This is a genomic window from Paenarthrobacter sp. AB444 (assembly GCF_028736865.1).
GTDB classification, from domain to species: domain Bacteria; phylum Actinomycetota; class Actinomycetes; order Actinomycetales; family Micrococcaceae; genus Arthrobacter; species Arthrobacter nicotinovorans_B.
Genome location: NZ_JAQZBY010000006.1, coordinates 199,772 through 215,886, shown reverse-complemented (window position 1 = coordinate 215,886; position 16,115 = coordinate 199,772). Strand labels below are relative to the sequence as shown.

Sequence of the window (16,115 nt, the reverse complement as noted above, 5' to 3'; positions counted from 1 at the left end):
GTTAACCCGAATTCACTGGCACCACTAGAATCTCTAGGGTGACTTATGAAGCAGCTGCAGATATCGGGATCGGCTCAAAGGCCGCAATAGCCAAAGCGGCGGTGCTTGAACGGTCCGCTGTGATCGATCTCGAAGCAGTGCGCCACAATGTCCGGCAGTTCGTCGGCATTGCCTCTCCTGCCGCCGTGATGGCCGTGGTGAAAGCCGACGCGTACGGCCACGGCGCCGTCCAGGTCGCCCGGGCCGCCCTCGACGCCGGTGCCGCCTGGTTGGGGGTCGCCCACATTTCCGAGGCCCTCGCCTTGAGGGCCGCCAGCATCGACGCCCCGCTTCTTGCGTGGCTGCACACCCGGGAGAGCAACTTCCAAGCGGCCGTAGCCGCCGGCATCGACGTCGGAATCTCGGGCTGGGAACTTGACGCTGTCGTCGCGGCAGCGCGGGAGCAGGAACGGCCCGCACGCGTGCACCTCAAAGTGGACACCGGCCTGGGCCGTAACGGCTGCACCATCGCCGACTGGGACGAGCTTCTGGGCCAGGCCATGGACTACCAGGACCAGGGCCTGCTGCGGGTGGTCGGTATCTTCTCGCACCTGGCCGTGGCTGACGAACCCCGACGCCCGGAAACCGATGAGCAACTCGCCGTGTTCCGCGAAGCCATCGCCATGGCCGAGGACGCAGGTGTGGACACCGAGGTCCGGCATATCGCCAACACGCCAGCGACCCTGTCCCGCCCGGACTCGCATTTCGACCTCGTCCGCGTAGGCCTCGGGATCTATGGTTTGTCTCCCTTTGAGGGCGCTACCTCGGCCGAACTTGGCCTGCACCCGGCAATGACGGTCCGCACGCTCCTGTCCAACTGCAAGAAGGTACCTGAAGGCCAGGGTGTCTCCTACGGACTGAACTACAGGACCAGCGAAGAGAGCACCCTTGGCCTGGTGCCGTTGGGATATGCCGACGGCGTTCCCCGGATTGGTACCGGCGGTCCGGTCCGCGTCAACGGCGTCAACTACCCTGTGGTTGGCAGGATCGCCATGGACCAGATGGTGATCGACCTTGGACCGATGACCCCGGAGACTGCGGCGTCCTACAAGGGCGCGGAGGCCACCATGTTCGGTAAGGGTGCAGATAACGGTCCCACAGCAGATGACTGGGCTGCCGCGGCCGGGACCAACAACTACGAGATCGTCACGCGTATCAGCTCCCGGGTACCGCGCAGCTACGTCAACGAGGTACCTGCGGCTGCGGAAGAATCCTCGGCTGTTTCCGCCCACCCTGAAAAGGCGGCGCTGTGAGCGGAGCCCTTTGGGAGCGCACGTTGACGGTTACGACGGCGGACCAGACCCACGCACTCGCCGCGGGGTTGGGCGGGGTGCTTGAAGCCGGTGACCTTTTGGTCCTGACCGGCGAGCTCGGTGCTGGCAAGACCACGTTCACGCAAGGGCTGGGGGAGGGCCTGGGCGTTCGTGCCGGCATCATCTCGCCCACCTTCGTGTTGGTCAGGATCCACCCCAACCTGCCTGACGGGCCCCGGCCGGGCGGCCCTGACCTTGTCCACGTGGACGCTTACAGGCTGGAGTCCGCCGCCGAGATCGACGACATCGATCTTGAGAACACCATGGATACCGCCGTCACGGTGGTGGAGTGGGGCCGCGACCGGGTAGAGCACCTGTCGGAGAGCCGGCTGGAAGTTCAGCTGCACAGGTCCGTCGGCGGCGAAAGGTCCACGGAGGCGCTGGATGTGCTGGACTTCGATACCGATGACGACGACGAGCCCCGCACCATTGTTTTCCGGGGTTTCGGTCCCCGGTGGGCCGAGGCTCCCTCGATTCTTGACAACGCAGAACTGGGAGGCAACTGATGCTGATCCTGGCTATTGATACCTCGGCTGTGGCCAGTGCCGCACTCATTTCCGATGACGCAATCGAAGGCGTGGTGGATTCGTTCGCCACGGAGGACACCCGCAGCCACGCCGAAGTGCTGGCCCCGGGCATTGAGAAGCTGCTGGCGGGCGCCGGCGTTACGGGTGCTGACATCGATGCCATCGTCACAGGAGTGGGCCCCGGCCCTTTCACCGGCCTCCGATCCGGCATTGCCACCGCCCGGACACTTTCCTTCGTATGGAACAAGCCTCTGTACGGCCTGATGAGCCTGGATGCGATCGCGCTGGAAGTGGCTGAGTCCACGGCTGCTGTCCCGGAGTTCCTGGTGGCCACGGATGCCAGGCGCAAAGAGGTTTACTGGGCCCGCTACATTTATGTCCAGGGGCAGCTTCCGGAACTCGTCGATGGCCCGCACGTCGGCTTCGCCTCTGAATTGCCGGACCTGCCTGTTTTTGGAGCGGGTGCGGGTTTGTACGCTGACGTCGTGCGTGCGGACGAAGACTTCGCCACGACACAGCCGGACGCCGCCTCCCTGGGTCAATTTGCTTTGGCCCGCCTGAACGCCGGGCAACCACTGCTGGACTCCACGCCGCTGTACTTGCGGGAGTCGGATGCCCAGGTGCCCGGTCCCCGTAAGCGCGCGCTCTGATCGGACGGAAACTGTGAAATTGGCACCGAAGCTGGAGCTCGCCGGGATTTCCCTGCGGGACATGGGGCACGCGGATATCCGGGAAGTGGAGGCGTTGGAGCGCCGGCTCTTCCCCGTCGACGCTTGGCCGCTCCAGATGTTCATTGATGAATTGGCCCAGCCTGGGACCCGCCGTTATGTGGTGGCAGAGGTGGGCAACGAAATCGTGGGGTACGCGGGCCTGATGTGCATTGAACCCATCGCGGATGTGCAGACGATCGCCGTCGTTCCCGAATATGAGGGCAAGGGGATCGGATCGGCCATGTTGACCGAACTGATCGATGAAGCCCGGCGACGCGGCGCGGCTGATGTCCTGCTCGAGGTCCGGGCAGACAACCCCCGCGCCCAGCAACTGTACTTGCGCTTTGGCTTTGAACAGATCCACATTCGGCCGCGCTACTACCGTGATGGCACCGATGCCCTGATCATGCGACTGCAGCTCGGCGACGCCACATCCCCGGAAGGACCCACAGCATGAGCACGCCCGTTCCGCAGCAGCCCTTGGTGCTCGGCATCGAATCGTCCTGCGATGAGACCGGCGTCGGCATCGTCCGGGGAACCACTTTGCTCACCAACACGGTCTCATCCTCCATGGATGAGCACGTACGGTTCGGCGGGGTGATCCCGGAGATTGCCTCCCGAGCACACCTCGACGCCTTTGTCCCCACCTTGCAGGAGTCACTGCATGAAGCCGGTGTGACCCTGGACGACGTCGACGCCATTGCCGTGACGTCCGGACCCGGCCTTGCAGGGGCACTGATGGTGGGAGTCTGCGCGGCAAAGGCCCTGGCTGTTGCTACCGGAAAGCCGCTGTACGCGATCAACCACTTGGTGGCTCACGTGGGTGTGGGCCTGCTGGACAAGCGGCCCGGGGCGGACGGAAAGCCCGACGGCGGTGCTGCCGCCGGCCTGGGTGCCGGGACGTTGCCGGAGAACCTGGGAGCACTCCTGGTATCGGGTGGGCACACGGAAATCCTGCGTATCCGCAGCATCACGGACGATGTTGAGCTGTTAGGCTCGACCATCGATGACGCCGCCGGGGAAGCCTACGACAAAGTGGCGCGCATCCTGGGCCTTGGCTATCCGGGCGGTCCTGCCATCGACAAACTGGCCCGCCAAGGCAACCCCAAATCGATCCGTTTCCCGCGCGGCCTGACCCAGCCCAAGTACATGGGCACCGCGGAGGAGAAGGGGCCGCACCGTTATGACTGGTCCTTCAGCGGTTTGAAAACCGCGGTGGCACGCTGCGTGGAACAGTTCGAGGCACGGGACGAGGAAGTGCCCGTGGCGGACATCGCGGCTGCTTTCCAGGAGGCCGTGGTGGATGTCATCACGTCAAAGGCAATTCTGGCCTGCAAGGAGAACGGCATCACCGACCTCCTGCTCGGAGGTGGCGTCGCCGCCAACTCGCGGCTCCGGGAACTTACCGGGCAGCGCTGCACCTCGGCCGGAATCAGGCTTCACGTACCGCCGTTGGACTTGTGCACTGACAACGGAGCCATGGTGGCTGCCCTCGGAGCCCAGCTGATCATGGCAGGTGTGGGACCCAGCGGGGTGGAGTTCGCGCCGGATTCGTCAATGCCGGTCACCACGGTGTCGGTGCCCGCCTAGCCAACAAGCAACGCGGGGTCACTTATGGCCCATCCCGACGGGAATTATGGGCCATAAGTGACCCCGCGTTGCCTCTTAGGCGTCCGGGCCCTTGCGCATCTGCTGCACCAGGTCCATCACCACGGCCTGGAGGTCGCCGTTGTGTTCGGCGGCGACGCGGCGCTGGCGCTGGTAGCTGGCACCCCGTTCAATGATCTTCGCTACGTCCTTGAGTTCCTCGGAGCAGCCGAGTTCGGCAGCGATGGGTTCCAAGCGTTCCAAGGTCTCGGCCAGGTGCTCGGTCACCAGCTTTTCGTTGCCTTCAGCGTCGAGGATGATGATCGCTTCCATGCCGTAGCGGGCAGCGCGCCACTTGTTTTCCTGCACGTGCCACGGAGGCATGGTGGGGATGGTTCCACCGGCGTCGAGGATGCCGGAGAACTCGTGGACCAGGCACTGCGTCAACGCCGCGATCGCGCCCACTTCCTCCAACGTGGCGAGTCCGTCGCAAATCCGCATCTCGATGGTGCCCAAAGCTGCGACAGGCCGGATGTCCCAACGGATCTCCGAGATCGCGTCAATCACACCAGTTGTGAACATGTCCTGGACGTAGGCTTCGTAGCCTTCCCAGGCGTCGAACTGGAAGGGCAGTCCCGCCGTCGGGAGTTGCTGGAACATGAGCGCGCGCTGGGAAGCGTAGCCCGTTTCTTCACCGGCCCAGTAGGGGCTGGAGGCCGACAACGCCTGGAAGTGCGGGAAGAAGTTGACCAAACCGTCCAGGATCGGAAGGACTTTTTCCTTGCGGTCGATGCCCACGTGGACGTGCACGCCGTAGATGACCATCTGGCGTCCCCACCATTGGGTCCGTTCGATCAGCTTGGCGTAACGCTCTTTGTCTGTGACCGGCTGGAGCAGGGGAGGGCTGAAGGGATGGCTGCCGGCGCAGAACACTTCGACGCCCATGGGATCGGTGACTTCCCGTACTGCTTCGAGGGAGCGGCTGAGGTCCTCTTTGGCGTCCTTGACTGTCTCGCAGATGCCGGTGACGAGTTCCACCGTGTTCAGGAGGAGTTCGCGCTTGATATGGGGGTGTTCGTCGTCCTCGTTGAGGTCGGGGTGGTTTGCCGCCACGCCTTTGAGGACATCGTTTGCCACGGAGACAAGTTCTCCGGTGCGTGCATTGACGAGCGCCAACTCCCATTCCACACCCAGTGTCGATTGCCTTGATGGCGCAAAATCAATCTGCACGTAGTCCCCTCGGTATGTACTTTCCGGCTGGGGGTTGCCCCGGCCGGGCGTGGTTCCCCGCTGCGGGGCCGCCAGCGGTCGGATCAAGTCTAATGCAGGGGAAAGATCCGGCATCACGGAGCGTAACCGTTCCTTGCCCGCAACTTGCTATTGAGAACCATTCGCATTATTGTCATTTCATGCATTTCACCGTTGTCAGTTCCCTCGACAGTCAGTGCCGCGAAGCCGCCGCAGAACGGCTGGGCCGCACCCACGACAATTCCGTGGTGGTCCTCCACGACCTCCTGGACGGATCGCTGGTCCTTCGTCGCGTATTTCGCGATGGCCGGCTCTTCGAGCGGGAAACGACGCTGTTGGAACACGGCTGCCTTAGCTGCACAGTCCGGTTGGATGTAATTCCGACGGCGGAACGGCTCGCCGCGTGCGGCTTCGACCACGTGGTCCTGGGCCTGCCGCCAGGAGTTGCCACGGGTATGGCCGTGGACGAGCTTCGTCGCGGACTGGACGCCCCCGTCGTGGTGGACAACGCAGTGCTGGCCTTGGACCCGGCGGAGGTGGACAACCAGATCTGGGACCGGCACACGCTGTTCGAATCCGGCTTCACCTCGATGCCCAGCGACGAGCGCACCAGCGGCGAGTTCCTCGTCGGAGAATTCGGGCAGGTGGATACCGTGCTCATGTCCCCGGGCCTGGGCTCGGTGTTGTCCGGAAATCCGGGCGAAGGATCGGAACCATGGTTGACGGGAGTTGAACTGCTGGGCGAGCTGGCGCCCCATGCCCACCTCGTGGCTCCGGCTGACACGTTCCGGCCGGGGTGCTTCGACCCCGCCGAAGCGGCGGCCCGGAACAAGCCCGGCGTCGTACGTCTTCCTGTCAGCGAATCCCAAGGTTCCTTCACCACAGTGCTGCATAAGGCCGGTCGTCCCTTGCATCCGGGGCGTTTCCGCGACGCCCTGCCACACCTGGCCAGCGGAACGCATTGGATGCGCGGGCGGCTCTGGATTGCCTCGGCCCCTGCAACCCGGATTGCCGTGCAGGGGATTGGGCCCCGGGTGTGGCTCGAAAGCACCGGAGCATGGTTGGCTGACAGGCCTGAATCAGTGCCCGGAACGGACGTCGACGCTGCCCTTGATTGGCACCCAAACCATGGCGACCGGGGCACCGTCCTGGCCCTCACCGGCTATGCGCAGGACATCGACGCGCAGGAAGTCCGCGATCTCCTGGACAGCTGCCAGCTCACGGAAGCCGAGATGGAAGCGGATTTTGCCGTGTGGGAGGATCCGCTGGATCTGAGCAACTCCCTGTAGAAGCCTCCAAGGCCAAGTCACCAAAGAAAAAGGAGAAACACCATGAAGGTCAGGAACTCGCTGCGTGCACTGAAGAAGATCCCGGGCGCCCAAATCGTCCGCAGGCGGGGCCGCACATTCGTCATCAACAAGAACAACCCACGGATGAAGGCGCGCCAAGGCTAAACGGTCAACGGCCCGTTGTTTAATGGGGGAATGCCCATCCTGAATAAAGACATGTCCCTGTGCATTTCGCTCGCGGCCCGCCCCAGCAATATCGGGACCCGGTTCCACAACTATCTGTACGATCTGCTCGGGTTGAACTTTATCTACAAGGCATTCGCACCTGCGGACATCACGCTTGCAGTAGCTGGCATCCGCGGCCTCCCGATCCGGGGCGCCGCGGTGTCCATGCCCTACAAAGAGGCCGTCATCCCGTTGGTGGATGTGCTGGATCCGTCGGCCAAAGCCATCGATTCGGTGAACACGATCGTGAACGACGACGGCGTCCTGACCGCCTACAACACGGACTACATCGCCATTGCGCGGCTGCTGAAAGACCACGAGGTTCCCACAAGCCACACGGTCCTGCTGCGCGGTGCCGGGGGTATGGCGAAGGCCGTTGCGGCAGCCCTCCGGGATGCCGGCTTCACCGCCGTCACCATTGTGGCCCGCAATGAAACCACCGGCCGCGCTCTTGCGGAGCTGTACGGTTTCGGCTGGCAGGACGACGTCAACGGAGCGACCGCGGACCTCATCATCAACGTCACACCGCTTGGCATGGCCGGAGCGGATGAAACTGCGCAGTCCTTCGATGACGCCACTATCGCCGCGGCGCAGGTGGTTTTCGACGTCGTTGCCCTGCCCTCCGAAACCCCGCTCATCACTGCTGCGCGGGCTGCCGGAAAGCCGGTCATTACCGGGGCCGAAGTCATCGCCATCCAAGCCGAGGAACAGTTCGTCCTTTACACAGGGGTGCGCCCGACTCCCGGGCAGGTGCGCGAAGCCTCTGAATTCTCGCGTCGCTGACGCCTCAGGCAGTCACCGGCTCCACCACAACAGCCACCCGTTCCTCGCCGATCCTGGTGAGGACCAGGGTGGCTGTTTTTGCATCCTTGCCCTTGGCAGGCTTGCCCGGCAGCAGTTGCTTGCGGAGCTCTTCGGGGGTCACTGCGGTGCCACGCTTCTTGATGTCCAGGACAGTGATGCCGTTGCTCTTGACCCAGGCTTTGAGGGCCTTGACGTTGAATGGCATCACCTCCAGCACCTTGTAGGCACGGGCAAAGGGAGTGTCGTGGAGTTCGGGCGCACAAATGTAGGCGATGTGCTCGTCCACCAGGTGCCCGCCCAGCCGCTCGGCGACGTCGGCCACCAGCCCCGCGCGGATCACGGCACCATCGGGCTCATAGAGGAAGCCTTCAACAGGCCCGACGGCGGCTGCCGGACCGCCGTCGAAATCCTCACCGCTGGTGATTTCCGCGGCACCCTGGCTGCCAAGGACCAAAGCCGCGCGGCGAACGCCCGGCCGGGCAACGCCGTTGAACCACAGCGTGGCCTCGGTGACGTCGCCGCCGACGGAGACCCACTGGACCTCGCAACCCGATGGAACGGAGTCGTGGGGGATGCCCGGGCCCATCTTGACGCCAACCGCACGCCCCGTAGCGGCGAGGCTTTCAACAAACGACAAGGGCGGGGAGAAGGCCTCCGGATCCCAGATCCTCTTGGTTCCCGAGGTGGAGGTGGTGCGTCGGGCGGGATCCAGCCATACGCCGTCGATCCCTTCAAGGTCCACCGACTCCGCGTCCGTGTGCACAACGCTCGCATGAGGAAAAGGCATGAGGTTGATCATGGCGCAGGCCGCGGTGGTTTCATCCATCTCCACGGCAGTGACCGCGATGTCCATGGAAGCCATCGCCATGGAGTCGGCACCCAGGCCGCAGCCGAGGTCTGCGACGTGGCTGATGCCGGCCTGGGCGAATCGTTCGGCGTGGCGGGCGGCGACATTCAATCGGGTTGCCTGTTCCAAGCCAGCCTGGGTAAAGAGCATCTGGCGGGCGAATTCGCCGAACTTGGCCTCGGCGCGGGTCCGCAGGCGCGATTGCGTCAGGACGGCGGCAACAAGTTCGGGGGAGTGGCCGGCCTTGCGGAGCTCGGCGTTGGTGCTGAAAGCATCGGCCTCCCGGTAGGGCCCCAGCGAGGCAAGAAGTTCCCATCCTTCAGTGGTCAGCAAGGGCGCGATCTGTTCCTGCGGTGCGTGAGGCATGCGTACAAGCCTAACGTCGCGCGTCATGGCGGTGTGACTGTGGAATCAGCCGGATAGGGTTGTTTTTATGGAAGACAACGCAGCCCCGCCGCCCTCCCGCCTCATCAAGTACGCCCGTCCAGCCCTGATCGCGGGAGCTGTCATCGCGGTGGTCTGCATCGGTTTGTTGATTGTCATTTTCGCGCTGGACTCCTTCAACGCCGCGGCCTATTCCGTGACCGGCAAGAGCGTCAGCGACGCCACAGATGAGGCGCGGGACATCCGCGAACTCTACAGTGGTGCGCGCCTGGGTGGCGTCATCGCGCTGGTGATCTCCGGCGTCGTGGCGGTGGCCTCCGCGGTGGTCCTGTACGTCAATCGCGGCAGCGGCTCCTTGGACGGAGACGACGACGGCGAAGACTACGACCTCGACGACCTCCGGGACCAGTGACCCCGGTTCACCGATGACGAAATGCTGGCACTCACCTTGACCGAGTGCTAACGCCTTACATAGAGTCTAGTTAGCACTCTCCCCGTGAGGGTGCTAATCCCGCCAGGCGTCCACCGGCACCGCGACGACGGTTGAACGCCACGGCACCCTAGTTCTTAGTCCATGAATCAGCTCATGAAAAGGAGAGTCCGAGTGTCGGTCTCGATTAAGCCTCTTGAGGATCGTATTGTTGTTCGCCCGCTCGAAGCAGAGCAGACCACGGCTTCCGGCCTGGTTATTCCGGACTCCGCACAGGAGAAGCCGCAGGAAGGCGAAGTCGTTGCAATCGGCCCCGGCCGCTTCGATGACAACGGCAACCGCGTACCGGTGGACGTAGCTGTCGGCGACGTCGTCATCTACTCCAAGTACGGTGGAACCGAAGTCAAGACCGGTGGCAGCGAGTACCTCGTTCTGTCCGCCCGCGACGTCCTCGCGATCGTCGTAAAGTAACTTCCTGGAGCCCCGCACCGCCGTCGCGTTGGAATCATTCCGAGCGTCAGCGGTGCGGGTTTTCTGTCTCGAAAGGACACAACCATGGCAAAGCAGCTTGCTTTTAACGATGCTGCCCGCCGGTCGCTTGAGGCCGGTATCGACAAGCTCGCCAACACTGTCAAGGTGACGCTGGGCCCGCGCGGCCGCAACGTCGTCCTGGACAAGAAGTGGGGCGCCCCCACGATCACCAACGATGGCGTCACCATCGCCCGTGAAGTCGAGCTCGACGACCCCTACGAGAACCTTGGCGCACAGCTGGCCAAGGAAGTCGCCACCAAGACCAACGACGTCGCCGGTGACGGCACCACCACTGCCACCGTGCTTGCACAGGCCCTGGTCAAGGAAGGCCTGCGCAACGTTGCAGCCGGCGCCGCACCGGGTGAGATCAAGCGCGGCATCGAAGTTGCGGTTGAAGCTGTCGCTGCCCGCCTGCTGGAGAACGCCCGCGAAGTCGAAGGCACCCAGGTAGCCAACGTTGCAGCCATCTCCGCGCAGAGCGATGAAGTTGGCGAGCTGCTGGCCGAAGCCTTCGGCAAGGTGGGCAAGGATGGCGTCATCACCATCGAAGAGTCCTCCACCACCCAGACCGAGCTGGTCCTCACCGAAGGCATGCAGTTCGACAAGGGCTACCTGTCCCCGTACTTCGTCACCGACGCAGAGCGCCAGGAAGCTGTCCTCGAGGACGCCCTCATCCTGATCAACCAGGGCAAGATCTCCTCGCTGCAGGACTTCCTGCCGCTGCTGGAGAAGGCCCTGCAGGCCAACAAGCCCCTCTTCATCATTGCCGAGGACATTGAAGGCGAAGCCCTGTCGACGCTGATCGTCAACCGCATCCGCGGCACGCTCAACGTTGTTGCCGTCAAGGCTCCCGGCTTCGGCGACCGCCGCAAGGCCATGCTGCAGGACATCGCCACCCTGACGGGTGCGCAGGTTGTTTCCCCGGACCTCGGCCTCAGCCTGGACACCGTTGGCCTCGAGGTACTGGGTACGGCACGCCGCATCACGGTCACCAAGGACAACACCACCATTGTGGACGGTGCCGGAACGGAGCAGGACGTTGCAGACCGCGTTGCACAGCTGCGTGCAGAGCTCACCCGCACCGACTCCGACTGGGACCGTGAGAAGCTGCAGGAGCGCCTGGCCAAGCTGGCCGGCGGCATCGGCGTCATCAAGGTTGGCGCAGCCACCGAAGTTGAGCTGAAGGAAAAGAAGCACCGCATCGAGGACGCTGTGTCCTCCACGCGTGCAGCCCTCGAAGAAGGCATCGTTTCCGGTGGCGGCTCGGCCCTCATCCACGCCCTCAAGGCACTGGATGAGTCCCCGGCCGTCAAGGGCCTCGAAGGCGACGCTGCCGCTGCTGTCGGCATCGTCCGCCGCGCCCTGGTCCAGCCGCTGCGCTGGATCGCCCAGAACGCCGGTTTCGACGGCTTCGTCGTTGCTGCAAAGGTCTCCGAGCTCGAAGCCAACCACGGCTTCAACGCCAAGTCCGGCGAGTACGAGGACCTGATCGGCGCGGGCGTGATCGACCCCGTCAAGGTCACCCGTTCGGCACTGCGCAACGCCGCATCCATCGCAGCCCTGGTTCTCACCACCGAGACCCTGGTTGCCGAGAAGCCGGCTGAGGAAGAAGACGCACACGCAGGCCACCAGCACTAGGCTTGCCTGTTCCGGAAAGCCCCGGCCGCTCTCGAAGTGGCCGGGGCTTTTTGCTGCCCTTCCGCCGACGATTTTAGGTGGGATGCATCACATTTTCGCCGGTCACATTGAGTAAGAACACTTAGTATCGTTTTGCCACGTCATGGCCACATTGGCTCTGCCAGCCACAGGCCAAGCACAGGTCCAGCACGGTAAATCCATAGCGGAAGGTGGACTAATTGACCTGCGGAAGCCCCCGCGGGGAACCAAATTGACATGAGCGGTGGGCCAAAACCGCGTATTATGGATGCTTTGTGCCACCCGCTGTGCCACTTGCTTTAAGGAACTGCCTCACGTGACTACCCCAACGACGACCCCCGCCGCCCACCGTAGTAGGCGGGCTTCCGGTCCCGTTGGAAAGTCAAAGTTCCGCCCTGAAATCCAAGGACTCAGGTCCCTCGCCGTCCTCATGGTGGTGAGCTACCACATCTGGATCGGCAGGGTTTCCGGCGGTGTGGACGTCTTCCTGCTCATCTCGGCGTTCCTCATGACGCTGCAGTTCACGGGGCGTTACAAACAGGGCCGTCCGATGGACCTCCTGCGGCACTGGCTGCACCTGTTCAGGCGACTGCTGCCCGCCGTCGTTGTTGTCCTTCTGGGGACCTTGGGGGCGACTTTCGTCCTCCTGCCTCCCACTCGATGGGCGGAGATTGTCCAGCAGGCGTGGGCTTCGTTGTTCTACTACGAGAACTGGCTGCTGCAAAAGCTTGCGGTAGATTACTACGCCACAGACCACAGCCTGGCCAGCCCGGTCCAGCATTTCTGGTCGCTGTCCATCCAAGGCCAGGTCTTCATTATCTGGCCGGTCATCTTTGCCGTCGTCGCGCTTGTTTGCCGGCGCTTCGCCCTCAGGTACCGGGCCACCTTGGTGTACGTCTTCGGGATCATTTTCCTGGCCTCGTTCATCTACTCCATCATTTTCACGGCGACCAACCAGGCAGTGGCCTACTTCGATACCTTCGCCCGCCTGTGGGAATTCGCCTTGGGCACCTTGCTTGCCCTGATCCTGCCTGGCTTGAACTTCACCAAACCCGTCCGGGTAGTGATGGGCTGGGTCGGCGTCGTCGCCATGCTCACTTGCGGCATCGTGCTGCAGGTCCAAACCGCTTTCCCGGGCTTCGTGGCGTTGTGGCCCACCCTTGCTGCCGTCGCGGTGATCGCGGCAGGCCAGACGGGCAGCCGCTTCGGGGTTGACCGGATTCTGAGTTCCAAGTTCCTGGTCCGCCTGGGCGACAACTCCTACGCCCTCTACCTGTGGCACTGGCCCATCCTGGTCATCGCCCTGGCTTGGAGCGGCAAGGACCATGCCGGCTGGCTCTCCGGTACTGCGATCATCGGCCTCTCGCTGGTGTTGGCCTTCCTCACCACGAAATACATTGAGAAGCCCTTCCGCCAGTGGAAGTGGCCCGAAGTGAAGCGTCGTCGTGCGATTGTCGCCATTGCGGCCTGCGTGGCAGTGGCCTCGGCGCCCCTCCTTGGATTCCAGTACAAACTGGACTTGGATGAACAAGCCGCACAGGCGCGGATGGTCTTTGACAACCCCGGCGCCAAGTCCCTCCTGCCTGGCTACGTGAACCAGATCGCCCCGAACGCCCTCACGCAGCCTTCTGCGGAACGAATCGGACGTGACTGGGCCAAGCTCCCGGACGGCTGTTCAGGTGATACCAAGCCCGAATCGCAGCTGCTCCAGGATAACTGCCAGCAAAACGACGTCGGCTCCGACGCCACCAAGACCGTGCTCGTGGTGGGTAACTCGCATTCCCAACAGTGGCTTGCCGCCCTGGGGCAACTGGCCGAGGAGCACCACTGGAAGTTGTACGCCTTGCTGTACGGGGCCTGTCCGTTCGCTTCCGACGATCCCGACGTCGAACCCGTATGCAACCAGTTCAACCAGGAAGTCCGCCAGCACATCGCTGAACATGCACCCGACGCTGTCTTCACGGTGGGCACCAAGGCTGAACCGTCCGAGCCTGACGAGAAACTGACCCGCGGGTTCGAGGAACTTGTCTCTGAAATCACCGCGCGCGGAACCCAGGTCATCGCCATCCGGGACAACCCCCGGTTCACCTACAGCCTGACTGACTGCACCCTCAACAAAGGCGTGGACAGCCCGGACTGCCGCCCGCTCAAAGCTGACGTCCTGGCCGAACCAAGTCCTTTCGAGGAAGTGACGGGCAAGTTCCAGGACCTTTTCCTCATCGACATGACTGACGTGATCTGCATAGGGATCTACTGTCCGCCGATCATCGGAAATACCTTCGTCTACCTGGACGACAACCATCTGACCAAGACCTATGTGAAGAGCATGACGGACATGCTTGATGAGAGGTGGTTTGCCGCTACGGGGTGGCAACAATGATGAGCATCCGTACCAGCACGGCCGCGCGCAGCGCGGTTCAAGGCACGACGCCGGAACGCGGCTTCCGTCCGGAGGTCCAGGGCCTGCGTGCCCTGGCAGTGCTCATGGTGGCGGCTTACCACATCTGGCTGGGCAAGGTGTCCGGCGGCGTGGATGTCTTCCTGCTCATCTCGGCTTTCCTGCTGACGTTATCGTTCACCCGGAAACTCGAAACCGGTTCGCCGTTGAAGCTGTTGCGGCACTGGCTGCACGTGTTCAAGCGGCTGCTGCCAGCCGTCGTCGTGGTCCTGTTGGGTGTCCTGGCCGCCACCTGGGCCTTCATCCCGCAGAGCCGGTGGCCGGATGTCCTCGCCGAAGCCTGGGCATCGCTCTTCTACCGCCAGAATTGGCAGCTCGCCGACAACGCCGTTGACTACTACGCCCAAAACCATTCCGGGGCCAGTCCCCTTCAGCATTTCTGGTCGTTGTCCGTCCAGGGCCAGGTGTTCATCCTGTGGCCCCTGATCTTCGCCGCAGTTGCCCTGCTGCAACCGAGGTTGGCCAGGTTCTTCCCGGGGAAGGCGTTGACGCATCGGAAGCTGCTCTTGGTCGTATTTGGCGCTGTGTTCCTTGCATCCTTGGTGTTTTCCATCGACCAGACAGCCAACAACCAGGAGTATGCGTATTTCGATACCCGCGCCCGGCTGTGGGAATTTGCGCTGGGGTCCCTGCTGGCACTGGCGCTGCCGTACCTGAAACCGGGACGCAAGCTCCGGGTGTTCCTTGGCTGGGCCGGTATCACGGCGATGCTCGCTTGCGGCCTGGTGCTGACAGTGGACCGCTCCTTTCCAGGATTCATCGCGCTCTGGCCCACGCTGGCCGCGGCAGCGGTGATCGTCGCTGGGCAAAGCAACAGCCGATTCGGTGCGGACCGTTTCCTGGCCTCGCGACCTTTGGTCCTGGTGGGAAACAACTCCTACGCCCTCTACCTGTGGCACTGGCCGGTGCTGGTGTTTTTCCTGCTGGTCAGCGGCACCACAGCTCCGGGGCTGTTCCAGGGACTTGGCATCATGGCTGTGTCCATGCTGCTCGCCGTCGGCACCACGAGGTTCGTGGAGGAACCCATGCGCCGCTGGGAGTGGCCGGCCGTACGGTCCTGGCGTGCCGCCGTCGTCATTGCCGCCTGCGGTGCGCTGCTGGCGATGCCCGTTACCGTCTGGCAGGGTGTCATAGCGGCCGAAGACGCCGCGATCGCGGGCCAGCCCAAGGAACTGACGCCAGGTGCCGCAGCGTTGTCGCCCGAGTTCGCGGGACAACCGGCGCAGGAAGCCATGATCATTCCCGCTCCGGGAGCCATGAAGGACGAATGGGCCGACATCGACGGCCTGTGCACGGGGGACAACGTACCCAGCGATCCCTTGCTCCAGGGTTGCCTGCAGAACGACAAACCTGAGAACGTCACCAAGGAAATCGTGGTGCTGGGGGATTCGCATGCCCAGCAATACATGGCGGCCCTGGGCCCCATCGCCAAGCAGCACGGCTGGGAAGTAGTGACGCTGCTCAAAGGCAGCTGCCGTTTCGGGGCCGAATCCCCGGAACGCACGGACGAATGCAATGAATTCAACAAGGCCAGCGCCAACTACGTGATGGAGCACAAGCCTGACGCCGTGTTCACGGTTGCTTCGCTGACGCACGCGGATGCCCCGTTCGAAACGGAGGTGCCCGGTTACCTGGACGGCATCAAGCCGTTCACGGATGCGGGGATCGACGTCGTGGGAATCCGCGACAATCCACGCTTCAGCATCAACATGCCCGAATGCGTGCAGAAGAAGGGCCCGGACTCACCCGATTGCAACGCACCTTTGCAGGAGTCCTTGGCTGAATCGTCGCCGTTGGATGACTACGTAGGCAAGGTCGATCGCCTGTATCTGATGGATATGAGCGACTTCATCTGTGAGCAAGGAACGTGTCCGGCTGTGGTGGGCAACGTCTACGTCTACAAGGACGACAACCACCTCACCAAGACGTATGTGCAAAGCATGATCCCGATGTTCGAGCAACGCCTTCTGGCGGCCACCGGCTGGACGGCCAGCTAGGTCTCCGTCACAAGGGAATCGGACGACGGCGGCCTGCCGCCAGTGCTGTTGCTCACACTCCGGCGTTACG

15 protein-coding genes are annotated in these 16,115 nt (G+C 63.3%); 13 read left to right on the top strand and 2 right to left on the bottom strand.

Annotated features, from left to right (window positions below; translation table 11 throughout):
* The first annotated feature begins 38 nt into the window (after nucleotides 1-38).
* The 5 genes from alr to tsaD are packed head-to-tail and all read left to right on the top strand — an operon-like array spanning nucleotide 39 to nucleotide 4,179.
* Complete coding sequence (alr, locus tag PQ627_RS10065) at nucleotides 39-1,292, top strand: alanine racemase (RefSeq protein ID WP_274260561.1); 1,254 nt, start codon at nucleotides 39-41, stop codon at nucleotides 1,290-1,292.
* Entirely contained in the window at nucleotides 1,289-1,858 is a 570-nt protein-coding gene (gene tsaE, locus PQ627_RS10060; RefSeq protein WP_274260559.1) for a tRNA (adenosine(37)-N6)-threonylcarbamoyltransferase complex ATPase subunit type 1 TsaE, read from the top strand. Before alr ends, tsaE begins: the two co-directional genes overlap by 4 nt.
* Nucleotides 1,858-2,529, top strand: a complete 672-nt coding sequence (gene tsaB, locus PQ627_RS10055) for a tRNA (adenosine(37)-N6)-threonylcarbamoyltransferase complex dimerization subunit type 1 TsaB (RefSeq protein WP_274260557.1) — start codon at nucleotides 1,858-1,860, stop codon at nucleotides 2,527-2,529. Before tsaE ends, tsaB begins: the two co-directional genes overlap by 1 nt.
* Nucleotides 2,530-2,542: 13 nt before the next feature.
* Complete coding sequence (rimI, locus tag PQ627_RS10050; protein ID WP_274260555.1) at nucleotides 2,543-3,046, top strand: ribosomal protein S18-alanine N-acetyltransferase; 504 nt, start codon at nucleotides 2,543-2,545, stop codon at nucleotides 3,044-3,046.
* Nucleotides 3,043-4,179, top strand: coding sequence for a tRNA (adenosine(37)-N6)-threonylcarbamoyltransferase complex transferase subunit TsaD (gene tsaD, locus PQ627_RS10045; RefSeq protein WP_274260553.1), 1,137 nt, complete (start codon nucleotides 3,043-3,045; stop codon nucleotides 4,177-4,179). The genes rimI and tsaD overlap by 4 nt, the downstream gene beginning before the upstream one ends.
* A 75-nt stretch (nucleotides 4,180-4,254) precedes the next feature.
* Here the strand turns inward: tsaD and PQ627_RS10040 are convergent, their stop codons facing one another.
* Entirely contained in the window at nucleotides 4,255-5,406 is a 1,152-nt protein-coding gene (locus tag PQ627_RS10040) for a glutamate--cysteine ligase (RefSeq protein WP_274260551.1), read from the bottom strand.
* 179 nt (nucleotides 5,407-5,585) lie between these two features.
* Between PQ627_RS10040 and PQ627_RS10035 the strand changes: the two genes are divergently transcribed.
* From PQ627_RS10035 to PQ627_RS10025, 3 genes are read left to right on the top strand one after another with little or no spacing between them, the layout of a single operon-like run.
* A complete protein-coding gene (locus tag PQ627_RS10035; protein ID WP_274260548.1) occupies nucleotides 5,586-6,713 on the top strand; it encodes a GTP-binding protein in 1,128 nt (375 codons plus the stop codon).
* 42 nt (nucleotides 6,714-6,755) lie between these two features.
* A complete protein-coding gene (gene ykgO / locus PQ627_RS10030) occupies nucleotides 6,756-6,878 on the top strand; it encodes a type B 50S ribosomal protein L36 (RefSeq protein ID WP_011775528.1) in 123 nt (40 codons plus the stop codon).
* Between the two features lie 30 nt (nucleotides 6,879-6,908).
* On the top strand, nucleotides 6,909-7,721 hold the full coding sequence (locus PQ627_RS10025) for a shikimate 5-dehydrogenase (RefSeq protein ID WP_144659486.1): 813 nt from the start codon (nucleotides 6,909-6,911) through the stop codon (nucleotides 7,719-7,721).
* A gap of 4 nt (nucleotides 7,722-7,725) precedes the next feature.
* On the opposite strand, the gene PQ627_RS10020 is transcribed toward PQ627_RS10025, so the two are convergent.
* Nucleotides 7,726-8,955 (bottom strand): THUMP-like domain-containing protein, encoded by a 1,230-nt coding sequence (locus PQ627_RS10020; RefSeq protein ID WP_274260541.1) that lies wholly within the window; start codon nucleotides 8,953-8,955, stop codon nucleotides 7,726-7,728.
* 67 nt (nucleotides 8,956-9,022) lie between these two features.
* Here PQ627_RS10020 and PQ627_RS10015 point away from each other — a divergent pair, with 67 nt between their 5' ends.
* The 5 genes from PQ627_RS10015 (at nucleotide 9,023) to PQ627_RS09995 (ending at nucleotide 16,045) form a co-directional block, all read left to right on the top strand.
* Entirely contained in the window at nucleotides 9,023-9,385 is a 363-nt protein-coding gene (locus tag PQ627_RS10015) for a hypothetical protein (protein ID WP_274260539.1), read from the top strand.
* Nucleotides 9,386-9,577: 192 nt separating this feature from the next.
* Nucleotides 9,578-9,874, top strand: a complete 297-nt coding sequence (groES, locus tag PQ627_RS10010) for a co-chaperone GroES (protein ID WP_018776625.1) — start codon at nucleotides 9,578-9,580, stop codon at nucleotides 9,872-9,874.
* Nucleotides 9,875-9,958: 84 nt separating this feature from the next.
* Nucleotides 9,959-11,572, top strand: coding sequence for a chaperonin GroEL (groL, locus tag PQ627_RS10005; RefSeq protein WP_144659493.1), 1,614 nt, complete (start codon nucleotides 9,959-9,961; stop codon nucleotides 11,570-11,572).
* Nucleotides 11,573-11,858: 286 nt separating this feature from the next.
* Nucleotides 11,859-13,970 carry an acyltransferase family protein gene (locus tag PQ627_RS10000; protein ID WP_274260534.1) on the top strand — a complete coding sequence of 704 codons (2,112 nt, stop codon included), beginning with the start codon at nucleotides 11,859-11,861 and terminating at the stop codon, nucleotides 13,968-13,970.
* A complete protein-coding gene (locus PQ627_RS09995; RefSeq protein ID WP_400372929.1) occupies nucleotides 13,967-16,045 on the top strand; it encodes an acyltransferase family protein in 2,079 nt (692 codons plus the stop codon). Before PQ627_RS10000 ends, PQ627_RS09995 begins: the two co-directional genes overlap by 4 nt.
* Nucleotides 16,046-16,115 lie beyond the last annotated feature (70 nt).